Annotated in this window: 20 protein-coding genes and 1 pseudogene; 5 read left to right on the top strand and 16 right to left on the bottom strand. The window is 64.3% G+C overall.

Translation table 11 applies throughout. The annotated features are described in order from the left end of the window. Positions 1-64 precede the first annotated feature (64 nt). The 6 genes from E3N86_RS13905 to E3N86_RS13880 form a co-directional block, all read right to left on the bottom strand. The gene (locus E3N86_RS13905) at positions 65-1,033 is read right to left on the bottom strand and encodes a M56 family metallopeptidase (protein ID WP_134512166.1); all 969 of its coding nucleotides are present in this window, start codon (positions 1,031-1,033) and stop codon (positions 65-67) included. After that, on the bottom strand, positions 1,030-1,410 hold the full coding sequence (locus tag E3N86_RS13900) for a BlaI/MecI/CopY family transcriptional regulator (RefSeq protein ID WP_134419940.1): 381 nt from the start codon (positions 1,408-1,410) through the stop codon (positions 1,030-1,032). The genes E3N86_RS13905 and E3N86_RS13900 overlap by 4 nt, the downstream gene beginning before the upstream one ends. A 101-nt stretch (positions 1,411-1,511) precedes the next feature. After that, entirely contained in the window at positions 1,512-2,150 is a 639-nt protein-coding gene (locus E3N86_RS13895; RefSeq protein ID WP_134512165.1) for a DUF3105 domain-containing protein, read from the bottom strand. A gap of 14 nt (positions 2,151-2,164) precedes the next feature. Then, positions 2,165-2,488: a thioredoxin family protein gene (locus E3N86_RS13890; RefSeq protein WP_134400726.1), complete on the bottom strand. Its 324-nt coding sequence runs from the start codon at positions 2,486-2,488 to the stop codon at positions 2,165-2,167. Then, a complete protein-coding gene (locus E3N86_RS13885; RefSeq protein WP_134512164.1) occupies positions 2,488-3,162 on the bottom strand; it encodes a redoxin domain-containing protein in 675 nt (224 codons plus the stop codon). Before E3N86_RS13885 ends, E3N86_RS13890 begins: the two co-directional genes overlap by 1 nt. 143 nt (positions 3,163-3,305) lie before the next feature. Continuing rightward, a complete protein-coding gene (locus E3N86_RS13880; protein ID WP_206751013.1) occupies positions 3,306-3,779 on the bottom strand; it encodes a hypothetical protein in 474 nt (157 codons plus the stop codon). Between the two features lie 71 nt (positions 3,780-3,850). Here E3N86_RS13880 and E3N86_RS13875 point away from each other — a divergent pair, with 71 nt between their 5' ends. After that, entirely contained in the window at positions 3,851-4,048 is a 198-nt protein-coding gene (locus tag E3N86_RS13875; RefSeq protein ID WP_134371662.1) for a hypothetical protein, read from the top strand. A 419-nt stretch (positions 4,049-4,467) separates the two neighbouring features. Here E3N86_RS13875 and E3N86_RS13870 read toward each other — a convergent pair whose 3' ends face one another. The 4 genes from E3N86_RS13870 to E3N86_RS13855 form a co-directional block, all read right to left on the bottom strand. Then, positions 4,468-5,073 (bottom strand): DUF305 domain-containing protein, encoded by a 606-nt coding sequence (locus tag E3N86_RS13870; protein WP_198411399.1) that lies wholly within the window; start codon positions 5,071-5,073, stop codon positions 4,468-4,470. A gap of 95 nt (positions 5,074-5,168) precedes the next feature. Beyond that, the gene (locus E3N86_RS13865) at positions 5,169-5,630 is read right to left on the bottom strand and encodes a hypothetical protein (RefSeq protein WP_134512163.1); all 462 of its coding nucleotides are present in this window, start codon (positions 5,628-5,630) and stop codon (positions 5,169-5,171) included. 99 nt (positions 5,631-5,729) lie between these two features. Next, a complete protein-coding gene (locus E3N86_RS13860; RefSeq protein ID WP_134419952.1) occupies positions 5,730-8,021 on the bottom strand; it encodes a cation-translocating P-type ATPase in 2,292 nt (763 codons plus the stop codon). Further along, complete coding sequence (locus tag E3N86_RS13855; protein ID WP_174843023.1) at positions 8,018-8,239, bottom strand: heavy-metal-associated domain-containing protein; 222 nt, start codon at positions 8,237-8,239, stop codon at positions 8,018-8,020. Before E3N86_RS13855 ends, E3N86_RS13860 begins: the two co-directional genes overlap by 4 nt. A gap of 343 nt (positions 8,240-8,582) precedes the next feature. Between E3N86_RS13855 and E3N86_RS13850 the strand changes: the two genes are divergently transcribed. Then, the gene (locus tag E3N86_RS13850; protein WP_304990909.1) at positions 8,583-8,909 is read left to right on the top strand and encodes a metal-sensitive transcriptional regulator; all 327 of its coding nucleotides are present in this window, start codon (positions 8,583-8,585) and stop codon (positions 8,907-8,909) included. Here the strand turns inward: E3N86_RS13850 and E3N86_RS17510 are convergent. Then, positions 8,906-9,202 carry a YncE family protein gene (locus tag E3N86_RS17510; RefSeq protein WP_241986136.1) on the bottom strand — a complete coding sequence of 99 codons (297 nt, stop codon included), beginning with the start codon at positions 9,200-9,202 and terminating at the stop codon, positions 8,906-8,908. The two genes, E3N86_RS13850 and E3N86_RS17510, sit on opposite strands and share 4 nt — an antisense overlap. 20 nt (positions 9,203-9,222) lie before the next feature. Beyond that, positions 9,223-9,921, bottom strand: a complete 699-nt coding sequence (locus E3N86_RS13845) for a YncE family protein (protein WP_241986134.1) — start codon at positions 9,919-9,921, stop codon at positions 9,223-9,225. Positions 9,922-10,534: 613 nt separating this feature from the next. Here E3N86_RS13845 and E3N86_RS17500 point away from each other — a divergent pair. From E3N86_RS17500 to E3N86_RS17490, 3 genes are all read left to right on the top strand, one after another. Further along, positions 10,535-10,846, top strand: a complete 312-nt coding sequence (locus tag E3N86_RS17500; RefSeq protein ID WP_241986132.1) for an FAD-dependent oxidoreductase — start codon at positions 10,535-10,537, stop codon at positions 10,844-10,846. Positions 10,847-10,852: 6 nt separating this feature from the next. After that, a complete protein-coding gene (locus tag E3N86_RS17495; protein WP_241986111.1) occupies positions 10,853-11,041 on the top strand; it encodes a hypothetical protein in 189 nt (62 codons plus the stop codon). A gap of 82 nt (positions 11,042-11,123) precedes the next feature. Beyond that, the gene (locus E3N86_RS17490; protein ID WP_233191525.1) at positions 11,124-11,405 is read left to right on the top strand and encodes a hypothetical protein; all 282 of its coding nucleotides are present in this window, start codon (positions 11,124-11,126) and stop codon (positions 11,403-11,405) included. A gap of 4 nt (positions 11,406-11,409) precedes the next feature. Here E3N86_RS17490 and E3N86_RS13830 read toward each other — a convergent pair whose 3' ends face one another. The 4 genes and pseudogenes from E3N86_RS13830 to E3N86_RS13815 form a co-directional block, all read right to left on the bottom strand. Beyond that, on the bottom strand, positions 11,410-12,558 hold the full coding sequence (locus E3N86_RS13830) for an MFS transporter (RefSeq protein WP_241986130.1): 1,149 nt from the start codon (positions 12,556-12,558) through the stop codon (positions 11,410-11,412). A gap of 87 nt (positions 12,559-12,645) precedes the next feature. Then, a pseudogene (locus E3N86_RS13825) lies at positions 12,646-13,031 on the bottom strand (ArsR/SmtB family transcription factor). 212 nt (positions 13,032-13,243) lie between these two features. Beyond that, positions 13,244-15,196: a cation-translocating P-type ATPase gene (locus E3N86_RS13820; RefSeq protein ID WP_134512161.1), complete on the bottom strand. Its 1,953-nt coding sequence runs from the start codon at positions 15,194-15,196 to the stop codon at positions 13,244-13,246. Continuing rightward, a complete protein-coding gene (locus E3N86_RS13815) occupies positions 15,193-15,579 on the bottom strand; it encodes a helix-turn-helix transcriptional regulator (RefSeq protein WP_134512160.1) in 387 nt (128 codons plus the stop codon). Before E3N86_RS13815 ends, E3N86_RS13820 begins: the two co-directional genes overlap by 4 nt. Positions 15,580-15,600: the final 21 nt, after the last annotated feature.

Below are 15,600 nucleotides of genomic sequence, written 5' to 3'. Positions count from 1 at the left end.
TTCGATGGCCGTCAGTGCGGTTGCAGTGTGAGATCCGGGCTTCCGGGGGAATGCGCAGCGTCGATCACATCGTCAAGGACTGCTCGTCCTCCGGGCACGGGTCCATTGTTCCCGCTGCGGATGCGGGGGCGATGGCGAGGAACAAGGGCAATGCGATCAACAATCCCATAGCCAAAGCAGCGACGATTGTCTTCCCGGCGCCGAGGGGCCGAGTCGGTGAAATAAGTCTCCTAACTCGGCTGGGAGCTGATTCTCCGCCAGCACCGAGGGCCGCCGCGGGGGTCAGCCCGTGTTCAGCCAGGCGCACCAAGGCGGTGGCGACTGTGGTCCGGTCACTATGACGGGCCGCACTGTCATCGGCGAGCATCTCGACGAGCCGGCCCAGTTCTCTGCGTGCGGTTCGAAATGCTGGGACACGGGGGAATGCATGCTGTAGCGCGTCGGCCGCCGCGAGGATGAGGTCGTGACGTCCCCGCAGGTGGGCCCGTTCGTGGGCCAGAACGGCGAGGAGCTGATTGTGATCCAACGCCGACAGGGCGGCACTGGTCAAGACGACCTGACGGACCCTGCCTGGTAGGCAGTACGCGGCGGCGGCCGGATGGTCGACGACGAGAGCGTCGTATCGGAGGTGGGGTCGCGCAATGAGGGCCAGGGCGTCCAGTTGTACTTTCCTGTTACGGGCTGCGATTGCCCGGTCCGCGGCCAGGCAATAGGCGACCCGGACGAGGATGGCACTTGCGGCGGCAGCGCCGGTGGCGCTGACCACGGCACCGCCTGGCGTGGAGTATTGCGCGAGGAGGGCCATCGCGCAGGTACGGATCCAGTCGGCGAGGTTGATGGTCCAGGGAATCGCGGGGATGGCCAGGCTCGAACCGGCAAGCAGCACCGCCAAAACAATTGAGACGCTCAGCGTTTGCCACGCAGTGATCCCGATCCGGGGAGACCGCTCGAGCCACGACATCCGGCGCAATAGGGTCGGCCCCAGGACGGCCAGAATCACGGCGAGGACCGCCAAAACGGCTGGAGCAATCATGGCGTGGTGCTTGTGCGACCCTGAAGGTGCTCGTCAAGGGCAAGACGGAGGCTGGCGACTTCCTCTGGCGGAATATGGTCGAGGAAGTGCAAAAATGTCACCGAAGTGTCAGCTCCTCCGGCAAGGACTTCCCCCATGAACGCGGCAGTGTGCTGCTCACGAGTCTGCGCAGGTCGGTAAAGATACGCACGGCCGTCCTTCTCCCGAGTCAGAAAGCCTTTGCGGCGCAGGTTGTCCATAACTGTCATTACCGTTGTGTAGGCGAGTGTGCGCTCGCGTTGGAGATCCTCCAGCACCTCGCGAACGGCGACCGGGCGCCCCCAGGACCAGATGCGATCCATGACGTGCTGTTCCAGCGTGCCGAGTGGGCGCACCATGGGTTGTTCCCTTCTACGCTCTAATGGAAACGAAAACCCCTAATCAACTACCTTCCATAGTAACGTACGGTCCCTGCTGCGCCCGCGGGATCCCGTGCCGATCAGCCCTGGACGCCACCAGAGCAGGGTGCGCCGGGTTCGGGTGTCTGTGGGCCCTGTAGGTAGGTCTGCAGGAACAACTGCAGGCGGGGGTCATCCACGTTGTCCAGTTGCAGTTGTTTTCCCCAGGCGCTGGCGACAATCGGGGCGGGGAGGTCGGGATACGGGCTCAAGAGTTCGTATGGGTTCGACTCGGCATCAGCCGTCAGAGTGTCGATCTGCTCTTGCGGCAGATCGGATCGGTAGGTGACCCACACCGCGCCATGCTCGAGCGAGTGCACGGCCCGCCAGGTGTCTACCGGCTTCGTGTACACGCCGCAGTTTGTCAGCTCGGCCGAATGATCTCCGCCGACGGGGGGAAGCGTCGGAAACGCAACCTCGTTGACCACGTGGTCGCGGCTCAATCCATCAGAACTCTCCACGCCACTGATTGGCTTGTCTGCTGCCGATCTCGCCGCGTCCTGGTCTTTCTGGTTGACGATGAAGATGGAGACAACGGTCGCCACAAGGGTGATTGCGACGACGGTGCCCAAGCCGTAGATCCAGAAGCTCCGACGCCGCTCGTCCCGCTTCAGCTGTGCTCGTGCGGCCGCAACGATCGCCTGCCGATGTGCTCTGTCCTCTGTGTTCGGGTGTTCCATTTGGACGGTCCTCTCTATTGCTGATGTGCATTGTGGTGTACGGCAACGTTCTGTGAGCTGCCGTTCGAGCCCGGCTGCCCCTGGGCAGCTACGTCGGGGCGGGACAGCTGGAGCCGCAGCTTCTTCTCCGATAGCCTCCCGTAGCTGAACATGACGTCGTCGATCAGGATGCCGGGGGCAAAGATGATGCCGTTCCGAGCGGCCAGAGCCCGGCCTTCATCGGTGTCCAGGCCGATCGCCTCGACCTGAAAGGAGTAGTCCGCGGAGAGTCGGGACACTACCAGCTTGGCTTGATCGCAGGCGTGGCACGAGGCTTGCGTCAGTACGGTGATTCGCATCAGGCGTCGGTCCGGAGAGCCTGCATCTGGGTGAGGATCTCGTCTACCGGCACGTACATGGTGTAGTTAGGCGGGCCGCCGTAGTCGGCGCGCCACTCAATTTCCCCCGTCGGCCCAACCAGGATGAAGCTGTGTCCGTTGCGGGATTCACCCATCATTCCGTCCTTGTTGGTCTGGTTAGTCAGGGAGACATCCAGACGGGTGTCGGCCAAAGCGTCCGCCGTCAGTTTGTCGTCGGCCATTTTCTGGGCGATCAGGTCCACCGGCCCGCTGGTGATGGTGAGGAGCTGATCGACGCCGACAGACTGCAGCTCGGTCTGGGCGGCGTCCAGACCGCGGATTTGGTCGCAGCACGGCTGACACCCGATCCCCTCATGGAAAAAGAGCAGAACGGACTCGCCACGGTAGTCGCTGAGATTGACCGTCCCCCCGGCCGTGGAAGCGAGAGAAAAGTCGGGGGCTTCCGCGCCCGGGCCGGGAGCACCCACGGCGTAATTGATGGAGGCGGTGTTTTCCACAGCCGTGGGGGTCCCGTTCCAAGTGCTTTCCATGACTACCAGGATGGCTGCCGCAACCGCCAAGATGCCCACGACCATCGTTGCCCGGCGCAACCCGGTGCTCCTGGCGCGTGACTGCGGGCGTATGCCCGGACGGCCTTTCTTCCGTGATGCCATTACTGTGACTCCTCTGTCTGGGCGCGCGTATGCGCCTGGTCGGGTCGGTTGCCGGAGGCAGTCGGCGTGGCTGCGTGCTTTCGGCTGCGGAGCGCCGTCCAGACCAAAGCGCCGAGAGCGGCGAAGACGGCGAGCGTCGAGATTCACCCTGGAATGAAGGCCAGAAACTGCTGGATGACGGCGGCCCAGTGCCCCAGTGCTGCGGCAAGTTCAACCTGCCACCCGTCCGGTGCCATGCCCGGTCCCTGCACCGCGAGGACGACGGTGAGCACGCCAATGGCGATCATCAACCCGCTTGAGAGCACTGTTCCCACGGGCAACCGCCACCGGGCCCCGGGCCCGATCGGAATGGTCGTGGCCGCGAGCAGGCGACTTGCTCCCCAGTTTTTTCTGTCCCACGCCAACGCCAAGGCGCACAGGGGCGCGACCATCCCGAATACGTAGGCGACGCCCACTGCGGCGGCGGCCGGGAAAGACGAAGCGGCACCGGAGAGCGCCGCCACATCGGCGAGGACTGGGGCGCAGCACGCGCTGGCGGCACCGGAGAACACTCCGAGTCCGTACACCGAGCCGATGCTCGTTCCGCCGCCGCGCCCGGAGGGCATCGGTAGCATCATTTTCCAGCCCCCAGGGTGGCAACGCCCACTGCCACCATCGCGAGACCAGGCGGCCGTCGATCATGTGCTCGATGATGGCGCACACGCCGAGTCCGCTGGCGTCGGTTGCCGAGACGTCCTTCACGATGCCGTCCGCGACTGCCTGGCTGGGAGTGTTCACGCCGGGATTCATGTCCAGGCCCTTGTTGAAGCTCGAGCAGCGGTCGCAGGACGGCACGCGCGGACCGCAGTCCGTCGTGATGAAGACCCCGACTGTGAACGGCCGCTGAACTGGCGAAGCCACGTCCTTGACATAGCTGCCCGACCTTTGGTTATAGGCGCCTGGCTACGGCTTCTGCACTCGTCCCACGGTGAAAACGTCGCGCAGACGCTGACGGTGTCTGCTTCGTTGATGGGCACGACCTGGGGCGCGTCAGCGGCCAGTTGGCTCTGTGGATTCGCCGCGGCCGGGCCGGGTTTTGCGAGCGAGAGCGGGGAGCGAGACACTGACGGCGAAAAGCGCGACGAAGGCCATCGCCACGACGCCGAACAATCGCCGCCGCACTGGTGGCGGAGCCGGTCGGTCGGACTGTTGTCGGCGCGATTTGCGTGCCAGCCTGCGGGGCTGCCGATGACGCTGGTGTTTTTCTGCCGCCCGCAAACGGCGACGGGTCTCGATAGGCTTTACCGCCGGGAAAGGTGAGGGGTCCTACGGGGTGGAGAGGATGTCCTTCATGACATCGATCTCATCGGTCTGGCTCGTGACGATGTTCGACGCCATGGCCTTGGCGTCCTCGTTTCGACCTTCATCCAGTTCCAGCTCCGCCATCATGATCGCGCCCTGATGGTGGACGATCATCTGTTCCAGGTATAGCTCGCCGGCCTGCGGGCCCGACGCATTTTCGAGGGCCATCATGTCGTCGTCGGACATCATTCCGTCGGAACCGTCACCCATCCCCGACATCCCATCCATGCCGCCGGTGCTGGTCTCATCGGTGCCCCACTCGGCGAGCCAGTCTCTGAGTTGCTCTATTTCCGGTTCTTGAGCGGCTTTGATCTGCGTGGCGAGGTCGGTGATGCGCACGTCGACCTCGTCCTTGGCGAGGATGTCCTCGCTCATCTCGACAGCTTGCTCGTGGTGGGGGATCATCATCTGTGCGAAAGTCACATCAGCCGACCCGAAAGAAGCGGACGCAGTGGAGGTGCTGGACGACCCGGACGAACTGTCGGGGGTTGTCCCGTTGGTGCAGGCGCTGAGCGTGAGCACGGCGGCAAGGGCCGCCCCCGTCAGAAGGTACTTACGTGATTTGAGCATTGTTTTTCCATTCATTAGTCAGACTTGAGAAACCGAGGCGCCGGCGGGCGCGAGGAGGCCACGCGTCCATGAGGGCGCGTCGGCGGCGGTTCGGTCTAAATGCGACTGATGGAAAGAATGGTCAGATTCGGCCTGTGAATATCCAGGACGAGGCGGTGAGAGAGCCGAGCGATGTGCCCGCCCGCGTCGAACAGCCTGCGGTACGTTGACGGTAACCGAGCCAGCAGGATCAGCGAAGCGAGCACCAGCAGGATGGTGCAGGTCATCGCTAGGATCGCACAGTCCAACATGCAATCGGAACGATCCACGACTCCAAGACCGGTGTGTGCGATGACGGAAACCGCCGAGACAGCGCCCGCCGTGACAACGGGGGAGACACCGACCTGCGCGGTGGGGTCAGATGCAACCGCGGTCCCACCCGTCTCGTGACTGGCATGCGTGGAGTTCATGGCCAGCACACCGAACAGGAGTCCGGCCATGGCGACCAACGCCACCAAACCAGACAGGAGGACAGGCCTCGTGCGGGGAACCACGTGTGCTGTGCTATCCAGCTTCATGTCGCCTCCGGTCCCGTTCCTGTCGCGGTTGGTTCCCGCGCATACCCCTCGACAGTATCGACTTTCACACTGCTCGACCTGTGGATGCGATCTCGCAGGTCACCCGATGGTGGCAGGATGTGCGGTGAGCGTTCCGGTAGGTATCGGGGCACCCGCCACGTTGAGTCCGCGAAAGCCGCGCAGCCGGAGGCTGTTGCTCACCACGAAAACAGATGACAGTGCCATGGCCGCGCCGGCGATCAACGGGTTGAGCAAGCCCAGCATGGCCAGCGGGATCGCCGCCACGTTGTAGGCGAAGGCCCAGAACAAGTTGGCCTTGATGGTCGACAGGGTGCGCCGGGAGAGTCGGATCGCATCAGCTGCCGCGATGAGGTCGCTTCTGACCAGGGTCAGATCGCTGGCCTCGATGGCGACATCCGTTCCCGTCCCCATCGCAATGCCCAGGTCCGCGGTGGCCAGTGCCACAGCGTCGTTCACGCCGTCGCCGACCATGGCAACAACGCGACCCTCGCTCTGCAGCTCCCGGATGATCTGCGCTTTCTCGGCCGGCAGCACACCGGCACGAACGTCGCTGATACCGACCTCAGCCGCAACGAAGGCCGCGACGGCCTCGTTGTCGCCGGTGAGAAGCACCGGCTGCAGACCCAGGCGACGGAACTCCGCGATCGCGGCAGCGCTGGTGTCTTTGACGACGTCAGAGACGGCGAGGATACCCCTGGCCTGGCCGTCCCAGGCGACGGCGACCGCGGTTCGACCCTGTGCCTCGAAGGCGGCCAGCACCGTCTCGAGCTCTGACGGAAGCGGGATAGTCCACTGTTCCGTCAGCCAGCGCGGACGTCCCACGAGAACGACCCGACCGCCGACCAGGGCTTGAACGCCGAGACCGTCCGTCGACGCGAAGGACTCAGGTGACGGTAGTTCGCCGGCGCGTTCCCGGGCACCAGACACAATCGCCTGGGCGATGGGATGTTCGGAACCCGTTTCCGCGGCTCCGGCGAGGTGAAGCAGGAGCTGCTCGTCTCCACCAGCGACGGGAACGGCGGCCACGAGCGTCATCCGGCCGGTCGTGACCGTGCCGGTCTTGTCGAGCACGATGGTGTCTACCCGGTGGGTTGATTCGAGAATCTGGGGTCCCTTGATCAGGATGCCCAACTGCGCACCACGCCCGGTGCCCACGAGCAGAGCGGTCGGGGTCGCCAAGCCGAGCGCGCACGGGCACGCGATGATGAGCGTTGCCACGGCCGCGGTGAATGCGACGACGGTCCCTGCTCCGAGCAGCAGCCAGACCACAAGGGTGGCCAGCGACAACCCGATCACGATCGGGACGAAGATCGCTGAGACCCGGTCGGCGAGGCGCTGTACCTCGGCCTTACCGGTCTGCGCCTGTTCGACCAAGCGGCCTAGCTGGGCGAGCTGCGTGTCCGCGCCAACGCGGGTGGCCCGCACGACCAGGCGACCACCCGAGTTCAAGGTGGCGCCGACCACGGCTGCGCCGGGCCCGACCTCGACCGGAACGGACTCGCCGGTGAGCATGCTGACGTCGATCGCCGAGTTACCTTCTACAACGGTTCCATCCGTGGCGATCTTCTCGCCGGGACGGACGACGAACTGGTCGCCGACGACCAGCGACGCGGTGGGGACGGTGGTCTCGACACCATCCCGCAGAAGGGTCGTCTCTTTCGCCCCGAGTTCGAGCAGCGCCTTCAGCGCGGCACCAGACTGTTTCTTCGCACGGGCCTCGAAGTAACGGCCGGCCAGGATGAACACCGTGACGGCGGATGCGACCTCCAGGTAGATTTCATCGGCACCGCTTCCCGGGGTGGCGGTAAAGCTGAAGGCCATGGTCATGCCCGGGACTCCAGCCATCCCCAGGAAGAGAGCGTATAGCGACCAGCCGAGTGCGGCGAGCACTCCGATACTGATCAGGGTGTCCATAGTCGCAGCACCGTGGCGCAAATTCACCCAGGCAGCGCGATGGAACGGCCATGCTCCCCAGACGGCGACCGGGGCGGCAAGGGTGAGAGCCAGCCATTGCCAATTGGTGAATTGCAGCGGGGGGATCATCGAGAGCAGGAGCACGGGGGTGGCGAGCACGGCGGACAGGATCAGCCGCTGGCGCAGGCTGGCCACTTCGCGGTCTTGGTCCGTGGGCACATCGAGTGTCGGCGCCTCAGGCGGTTTCGGACGTGCGGCCGTGTATCCGGTCTCCTCAATCACCGCGATGGCATCCTCAACCGTCGTGCCGTCAGGGATGAGGACACTGGCCTTCTCGGTGGCGTAGTTCACCGATGCCTCGACCCCGGGCATCCGGTTGAGTTTTTTTTCAATTCGCGCCGCGCAGGAGGCGCAGGTCATGCCGCCGACGAGAAGGTCGACCTGCTCTCCACTCATCGTGTCGCCGTGACCAGTTCATAGCCTGCCTCATCGATGGCGGCGGCCACAGCGGCGGGATCGAGGGGTCTGGAGCTGGAGACGGTGACCACGGGGACGCCGCCCGGAACAAGGTCAACGTCCACGGCTTCGGCTCCGGCGACCTGGCCCACTTCGGCCGTCACGCTCTTCACACAGTGAGAGCAGGTCATTCCCGATACCTGGAAAGTGGTGGTCATGCCGGTAGGTTCTGCGGTGCGCTCGGATTTGTGATCGTGCGACCCGCACGTGCACGAAGAGTCAGTAAGACCAAGGTCGTTCTTATTCGACGTCGACATAGTATTCGCGATTCCTTTCGTTCCCCGGCAATCGAAGCAACCGTCGGGACGTACTTCCAGGGGATACATCCACGGTATACCCCAGGGGGGTACCCGGTCAACATGAGATCGGTGCGCACAGTTGGTCACCCCGCCGCGTGTGAGGTATACCACCCGGGGGTATACTCGGAAAATTCAAAGTGCCACCACTTGCCGGCAGGCCACCAGGATCGCGCGGGGCAGACCAGATCGGATACACACACCAATGAGTGATTTCAGCGACAAGAGCGCGATGGCAACCCACGCTGGCCCGCACGGCTACATATCAAGCAAAGACGCGTATGTGAAGCGCCTCCGACGAATCGAAGGACAGGCCAGGGGATTGCAGGGAATGGTTGCAGATGAGCTGTACTGCATCGACATTCTGACGCAGATATCAGCTATGACCAGCGCTCTGCAGTCCGTGGCCTTGGGCTTACTCGAGGACCACATGAGCCACTGTGTTGTTGCCGCTGTCGCTGCCGGCGGTGAAGAAGGCGACGCCAAGATCAAGGAAGCTTCAATCGCAATCGCACGATTGGTCCGCTCCTAACCTCCCCCATGCGCACTGCGCCGCCAGCGCCTAAGTACCTGGTGCTTCATCGTCGACGAGTCGCCAGAAACCACCGGAAGCTCCAACTTTGTTTCCGGGGACGGTTCGACGGTTTGCGTTGAGAAGCTGATTCCATTTGGTGTGGATCCGACCGGGATACGTGCCACAACGGTGAGCGACTTCAGATCGAGGACGGCGACCGTGTCTGCGGCCATGTTGGTGACGTACGCGTGTCGGCTGGAGGGGTCAATGACGACGCCGTGGGCGCCGTCGCCCGTCTTCACGCTCTTCACAACCTTGAATGTATCGACACTCAGGATCGAGACTGTTGTGCATGGTTCGTCGTCGGTGCCCTGGTTGATAACAATAGGTACTTGTTGTCCGGGCTCACGAACGTCTGGATCGGTCTTGAGCCGACCGCGGTCTTTCCGATCAGCTTGCGGGTGGCCACGTCTACCTTGGCAACGGCATTTTCCCCACTGAGCGAGGCGTACACGAAGCGTCCGTCCGGCGAGAATGCCACCTGGGCGGGCGCCGCGCCGACCTCAATCTCTGCGACCTGTGAGTTAGTTGCGGTATCGACGACGCCCAGAATCGTTCCGCCGATGTTGGCGACGTAAATCCATTTTCCATCGGGGCTTGGCCGGAGCCCGTGTGGGCCTGTCCCGACGGGGATGGTGGCCACCGACTGCATCGTCGAGGCATTGACTGCCGTCACGGTGTCGTCAGCGTTATTGGTTGTGTAACTCGTCGTGAGATCCGGAGTGACGACAACGTGAGCAGGCATGGCGCCGGTGGCGACCATTCCCGTCACAGCCAACGTAGATGCGTCGAGCTTGATCGCCATAGACGTGGATCCACTGACGGCCCACACGGACTCCCCATCGGCTGTCGCCAGCACATTGTGTGGGCTCTTAAGACCGGTCAGGGGGGTTGCGACCTTGTTCGAGGCCGCGTCGATGGCTGTCAGGCTGGCGCCATCTTCGTTGGCGACCCAGACCGTTCCAGTCACGAGACCTCATGCATGGCTACCCGGGCCTCCGGGTCATCGGTTGTGGTCATCAGAATTGCCGTCGCGGCCGCCACGATGACCAGGGGGATCGCGCCCATGGCCACTGCACGTCTTCCGTTCATTGCATTCCCGTCACTCATGCCGTTGTCTCTTCGGACGGACCCTCAGCGAGACCATGATTTGTCGAATTGTATTATTTACGATAATACTGCTTTCTATACAGGCCTGAGCAAAAACGCGCCTGCGCATCGGCTGCTGATGCGGTCGCGGCGACCGGCGGTCAGAGCACATGCTCTCCGATGCCGCTGGTCCCGCAGCCCATGGCACGGTTCAATGTGTTCGACGCGAGGTCTTCAGGTAGCTGCAGATCTCGTCAGGATCGCATCCTGTCCGGCGGAGGAAGCAAGCCTCGATCCTCGACATAGCGCAGCGTTTTCGCCGTCATCCCGGCCACATCAGCCGTTCCTCCTATGCGCACCCTGTGCTCCTGCCATGACCGGACTCGTGGTCCGGCTTGACCTTCCAGCCGTGAGGAAGGTCGAGACTTGAGGTCCGTGCACACCGCACTGCGCGGCGGCAGCGCGATTGCCGATTGAAAGCACTTGGAGGATTCATGTGTAAAAACACGCCGACCGACTTTGACTTGGCGATCATCGGTTCCGGTGGTGCAGCATTCGCGGCCGCGATCCTGGCGACCAGGTTTGACAAGCAAGTGGTAGTGGTCGAGCGTGCAACTATCGGAGGCACCTGCGTCAATACGGGATGTATGCCGTCTAAGGCCTTGTTGGCGGCCGCCGAAGCTCGCCATGTTGCCTTGGATGCGAGGCGAATCCCCGGCATCGCAGCCTCTGCGGAGCCGGTGGATATGAAGAAGCTAATCGAGGGTAAGCGCGCTCTGGTCAACACGATGCGGGCCAGCAATTAGGGGGACTTGATCGCCGAATACGATTGGGCCTTCCGTCACGGCGACGCAACGTTCACGGGAACTACGGAGGAGCCGCTACTGGAGATCACCTCGGACGACGGCAGCAAGGAAACCATGCGTTCGGACCAGTACCTTGTGGCCACCGGCTCCGCCCCGTGGGCACCACCCATTGCGGGGTTGTCCGAGGTGGGCTAGCTGACCTCGGCGAACGCATGGAGCTAGACGAAGCGCCCGAGTCATCGCTGGTCCGGGGGGGGGNGGGGGGGGGGGGGGCTACGTGGCCCTCGAACAAGCACAACTGTTCTCCCCGCTCGGCTGCGAGATGACCGTCCGGGTGCGCTCCCGGCTGGTGTCGCAGGAAGAATCCGAGGGCACCCGCGACGTGATCGCCGAGGTGACAAGCGCCACCGGCAAGGAGACAATCCGGACCAGCAAGCTCCTCGTGGCCACCGTACGTAGACCCGCCACCGCGGACCTGCACCTCGACAAGGTCGGCGTCACAGTCGGGACACGAGGGCAGATCGAAGTCTCAGGCATGTTGACTCACACGAAGCCGTAGTCCTTCACCTATTGGCCTTCTGAAGCTGTGTTGACGCCGATGTCCACGACCGGACCGCCGCGAGCCCGGCGAGTCCGGCGAGTCCGGCGAGTACGGCGATAGCGGCCAGGACGAGGGCAGTCGGGGCAAGTCCGAGCGTTGCCCCGAGGATCCCGGCCAGCGGGTAGGTGATGATGAAGCAGGCGTGGGAGAGCGAAAACTGGATGGCGAAGACCGCTGGCCGGTTGGTGTCGTCGGAGTAGCGGCGGAGGAGCCGGGCCGACGGCGTGAGGATCAGTGCGGTCGCGGCGCCGAGAACGAACCAGACCGTGAGCACGCCGGGCCAGGCCGGCGCGGAGTCCTTAGCCAGGACCAGCAGCGCGACGGCGACGGGCCCGCTCGGGAGGATGGCGCATCTGGTCAGCATCACGCGTCGATCCGGATAGCGATCCAGTACCCGCGGCAGGTTGAGGGCGACGAGCATGGAGCCGAGTCCGTAGCAGGCGAGGGTGATCGCGAAATCGACCTGGGTTCGTTCGAGGCTGTTCTGCTCGAGGATGACGGTGTTGACGATCACCATCGCGGTAGACGCGGCGACGACGATGTTCATCGCGAGCAGTGCACGGAGCGGCGGGGTGCGCCAGAACACGCGCACGCCTCGAGTGAGCCGGTCGACGAACGGTGCGGCTGCGGTGGATCTCATCGCCGGGAGGGTGGTGGAGAGCACGAGTGTGGCCGAGCCGACGAAGCCGAGCGCTGTTCCCACGAACAGGGAATGGTAGCTGATCACGGTCAGGAGCGCGGCCGCCAGGATGGGACTGAGCAGGGATTCCAGGTCGTAGGCCAGACGGGACAGCGACAACGCCCGCGTGTATTCGCTTTCCTTAGGAAGAACATCCGGGATCAGCGCCTGGAACGCGGGCGTGAAGGTCGCGGAAGCGGCCTGCAGCACAAAAATGAGAATGTAGATCTGCCAGGCCTCGGTGACGAACGGGAGCGAGATCGCGACCCCGGCCCGGAGAACATCTGAGGACACCAGCAGCACCTTGCGGGGGACGTGGCTGGTGAGCGCGGACACGACCGGGGCGACGCCCACATAGGCGAGCATCTTGATCGTCAAGGCGCTGCCCAGGACGATGCCGGCATCCCCGCCGGCCAGATCGAAGGCGAGCACCCCAGTGCGACGGTGAGCAGGCCGGTGCCAATCAGCGCCACAACCTGGGCGCTGAACAGTTTTCGGTAGGCGGTGTTCCGCAACACGTCACGCATGCGCGTCCACCTCAAGGTCTGTGCTGGCGGTGTCGTGCGGGTGCCGGTGGTGGGCCGGAACGCCATCGAGGGCGTGTTCGGCCTGAAAGATGGCGTCGGGGACAAGCTGGCGGGCGTGCTCGTTTGCGAGGCGATAGAACACCCGGGTTCCTTCGCGCCGGGTAGTCACGATGCGGGCGAGGCGCAGCTTCGCCAAATGCTGCGATACGGTGGCCTGGGACTTGTTGACGATTTTCGCCAGTTGGTTCACCGACAGTTCGAGTCCCGCAACGCGAGTATGACCCGGATGCGCGTGGCGTCGGCGAGCATCGCGAAGACCTCCACGGCCAACTCGACGTACTCACTTTCTGGGCCGAGTGTGCAACCATCCTCATGCATTCATGCGCAGTGTGTTACACACGGGCGAGCACGTTGCGGTGGCTGATACGGCCAGGCTACGAGTGTCCACCTGTCGAGCCGGTCGATGAAGTTTCTGGCGTCTCCGCTGAATCCTCGTGCCGTCCCGGCGGACGCGCGGGGGTTGTAGAGAAGCCGGATGCTGATCAACCCCAGGTCGGGGGCCACCCCGCGCGAGAGCGTGGCTTCGGCGTTCACGCTGCCGCTTCCAGTGCTGGGGCGGACTGCGCGGCTCCCAGCGCGGTTGTGCGGCTCAGCCGGCCCGCCCGGACGCCGTTGGCGATCACGACGATTTCGGCCAGTTCGTGGATCAAGACCACGGCGGCCAGGCCGAGCGTGCCGAATAGTGCCAGGGGAATGAGCACGGCGATCAGCAGCAGGGACAGGCCCACGTTCTGGAGCATGATGCTCCGGGTTCTCCGCGCGTGGTCGAGCACCTGGGGTAGGTGGTTCAGATCTTCGCCCATCAGGGCGATGTCGGCTGTTTCGATGGCGACGTCGGAGCCCATGGCGCCCATGGCGATGCCGGTGTCGGCGGTTGCGAGGGCCGGCGCGTCGTTGACGCCGTCGCCGACCATGGCTGTGGGCTGGCGGGCTTTGAGGGTGCGGATGATTTCCGCTTTGTCCTCGGGGCGGAGGTCGGCGTGGACTTTGGTGATGCCCGCAGCCTTCCCCAAGGCGGTGGCGGTGACCAGGTTGTCGCCGGTGAGCATGACCGTGGTGTATCCGGATGCGCTCAGCCGGTCTATGACCTGCCGGGTTTCGGGACGCAGCTCGTCACGGACTGCGATGGCGCCGATGACCTGCCCATTGTCCTCGATGAGGACAGCGGTGGCGCCGGCCTGTTGCATCCGCTGGACGTCGGCGGCCAGGGGGCCGGCATCGATCCACCCCGGCCGGCCGAGGCGTACACGTCGCCCGTCCACCCGGCCCTCCAGGCCGGCGCCGGGGACGGTATCCACGTCGGTGACAAACGCCCGGTCCGGAGCCGCGGCGAGAATGGCGTGGGCGAGGGGGTGTTCGCTCCGGGATTCCAGACCGGCCGCGAGGAAGAGGACATCGTCTTTGGAAGCGGATCCGGTGGTGGCGACATCGATCACGGCGGGTTTGTTGCGGGTGAGGGTTCCGGTCTTGTCCAATGCGATGGTGCGGATCCGGCCGAGGGTTTCCAGGGCACCCCCGCCCTTGATGAGAACGCCCATGCGGCTGGCGGCGCCGACGGAGGCGACCACGGTGACCGGGACAGAGATGGCCAAGGCGCAGGGCGAGGCGGCGACCAGAACGACGAGCGCACGTTCGAACCACAGCAGTGGTTCGCCGACGATGAAGCCGAAGATGATGATCAGGACTGCAACGATCAGGATGCCCGGAACCAGCTTGCTGGCGATCGAGTCGGCCAGCCGCTGACCGGGCCCCTTGCGGGACTGCTCGGCTTCCACGATCTGAACGACCCTGGCCACCGAGTTGTTCTCAGCGGTGCTGGTGACCTCAACTTCGAGCGGGCCTGTGCCGTTGATGGACCCGGCATAGACCTCGGTTCCCGGTCCCGCCTCGACGGGGACGGACTCTCCGGTGAGCGCAGAGGTGTCCAAGGACGTGCGGCCGATGATGATCCTCCCGTCGGTGGCTAGACGTTCCCCGGGCCGGACGACCATGCGGTCGCCGGGGGCGAGTGCTGACAGGGCGACGGTGACCTCGGCGCCGTCGCGCAGGACGATCGCCTCAACCGGGACCAGGTCCAGCAGTGCGCGCAGACCGCGGCGGGTTTTCGCCAGGGAGTATTCCTCAAGCCCTTCCGAGATCGCGTAGAGGAATGCCAGCATCGCTGCTTCCTCGAACTGCCCGAGCGCGACCGCGCCGGCGGCGGCGATCGTCATCAGTGTACCGACCCCGATTTTGCCTTTGAGCAGTCGTCGGAGGGTGGACGGAACAAATGTCCAGGCGGCAATCAGAAGCGCCATGATTTCCAGCGGTAGCAGCAGCCCCTGGGGGCCGCCGGTCAGCGAGACGATCCACGCGGCAAGGAGAAGTGCACCGGAGGCTGCCGCCGCCCGGATCTCGCTCACCTGCCAGAAACTGGCGGTCTCCTCCTCTTCGGATGCCTTGGTCCCGTTTTTCTCGTCGCTGCAACCGCAGGTAGCACTCATGGTGTGCGCTTCTTTGTCAGGGGGACGCCGGTACTGCCGGTGCCGTAGATCGGGCACAGGCTGACCGCGTTGCCGGTTGCGGCGAGTAGAACCTCGGCCTGGGCGAGCATGTCAATCAGCTCCGGACGAGACAGCGAGTAGTACACGCTGCGGCCCTGCATACGGCCTTCCACCAGGCCGCACTCACGCAGGCACGCAACGTGCGCCGAAACCGTGGACTGGGCGAGGCCCAGCTCGTCGGTAAGGTCACTGACCCGTACCTCGCCGCCGGCCATTCGCTTCACAATGCTCAACCGGGCTGGGTCACTGAGGGAGTGGAACAGCGCCGCCGCAGGATTGCGTTGCTCGCACCCACCGGACAGAACCGAAGATTTGATCGTCATTAAACGATGATAGCGCTCAAG

Source organism: Cryobacterium sp. Hz7, assembly GCF_004402815.1.
In the GTDB taxonomy this organism is placed as follows: Bacteria; Actinomycetota; Actinomycetes; order Actinomycetales; family Microbacteriaceae; genus Cryobacterium; species Cryobacterium sandaracinum.
Note: the sequence above shows the minus strand (reverse complement) of the source record. Positions and strands in the feature narration are given on the sequence as shown.

Excerpts from the sequence above, each read along its gene's own strand:
- E3N86_RS13905 (WP_134512166.1), bottom strand. The coding sequence starts at position 1,033 with ATGATTGCTCCAGCCGTTTTGGCGGTCCTCGCCGTGATTCTGGCCGTC.
- E3N86_RS13900 (WP_134419940.1), bottom strand. The coding sequence starts at position 1,410 with ATGGTGCGCCCACTCGGCACGCTGGAACAGCACGTCATGGATCGCATC.
- E3N86_RS13895 (WP_134512165.1), bottom strand. The coding sequence starts at position 2,150 with ATGGAACACCCGAACACAGAGGACAGAGCACATCGGCAGGCGATCGTT.
- E3N86_RS13890 (WP_134400726.1), bottom strand. The coding sequence starts at position 2,488 with ATGCGAATCACCGTACTGACGCAAGCCTCGTGCCACGCCTGCGATCAA.
- E3N86_RS13885 (WP_134512164.1), bottom strand. The coding sequence starts at position 3,162 with ATGGCATCACGGAAGAAAGGCCGTCCGGGCATACGCCCGCAGTCACGC.
- E3N86_RS13880 (WP_206751013.1), bottom strand. The coding sequence starts at position 3,779 with ATGATGCTACCGATGCCCTCCGGGCGCGGCGGCGGAACGAGCATCGGC.
- E3N86_RS13875 (WP_134371662.1), top strand. The coding sequence starts at position 3,851 with ATGATGGCGCACACGCCGAGTCCGCTGGCGTCGGTTGCCGAGACGTCC.
- E3N86_RS13870 (WP_198411399.1), bottom strand. The coding sequence starts at position 5,073 with ATGCTCAAATCACGTAAGTACCTTCTGACGGGGGCGGCCCTTGCCGCC.
- E3N86_RS13865 (WP_134512163.1), bottom strand. The coding sequence starts at position 5,630 with ATGAAGCTGGATAGCACAGCACACGTGGTTCCCCGCACGAGGCCTGTC.
- E3N86_RS13860 (WP_134419952.1), bottom strand. The coding sequence starts at position 8,021 with ATGAGTGGAGAGCAGGTCGACCTTCTCGTCGGCGGCATGACCTGCGCC.
- E3N86_RS13855 (WP_174843023.1), bottom strand. The coding sequence starts at position 8,239 with ATGACCACCACTTTCCAGGTATCGGGAATGACCTGCTCTCACTGTGTG.
- E3N86_RS13850 (WP_304990909.1), top strand. The coding sequence starts at position 8,583 with ATGAGTGATTTCAGCGACAAGAGCGCGATGGCAACCCACGCTGGCCCG.
- E3N86_RS17500 (WP_241986132.1), top strand. The coding sequence starts at position 10,535 with ATGTGTAAAAACACGCCGACCGACTTTGACTTGGCGATCATCGGTTCC.
- E3N86_RS13820 (WP_134512161.1), bottom strand. The coding sequence starts at position 15,196 with ATGAGTGCTACCTGCGGTTGCAGCGACGAGAAAAACGGGACCAAGGCA.
- E3N86_RS13815 (WP_134512160.1), bottom strand. The coding sequence starts at position 15,579 with ATGACGATCAAATCTTCGGTTCTGTCCGGTGGGTGCGAGCAACGCAAT.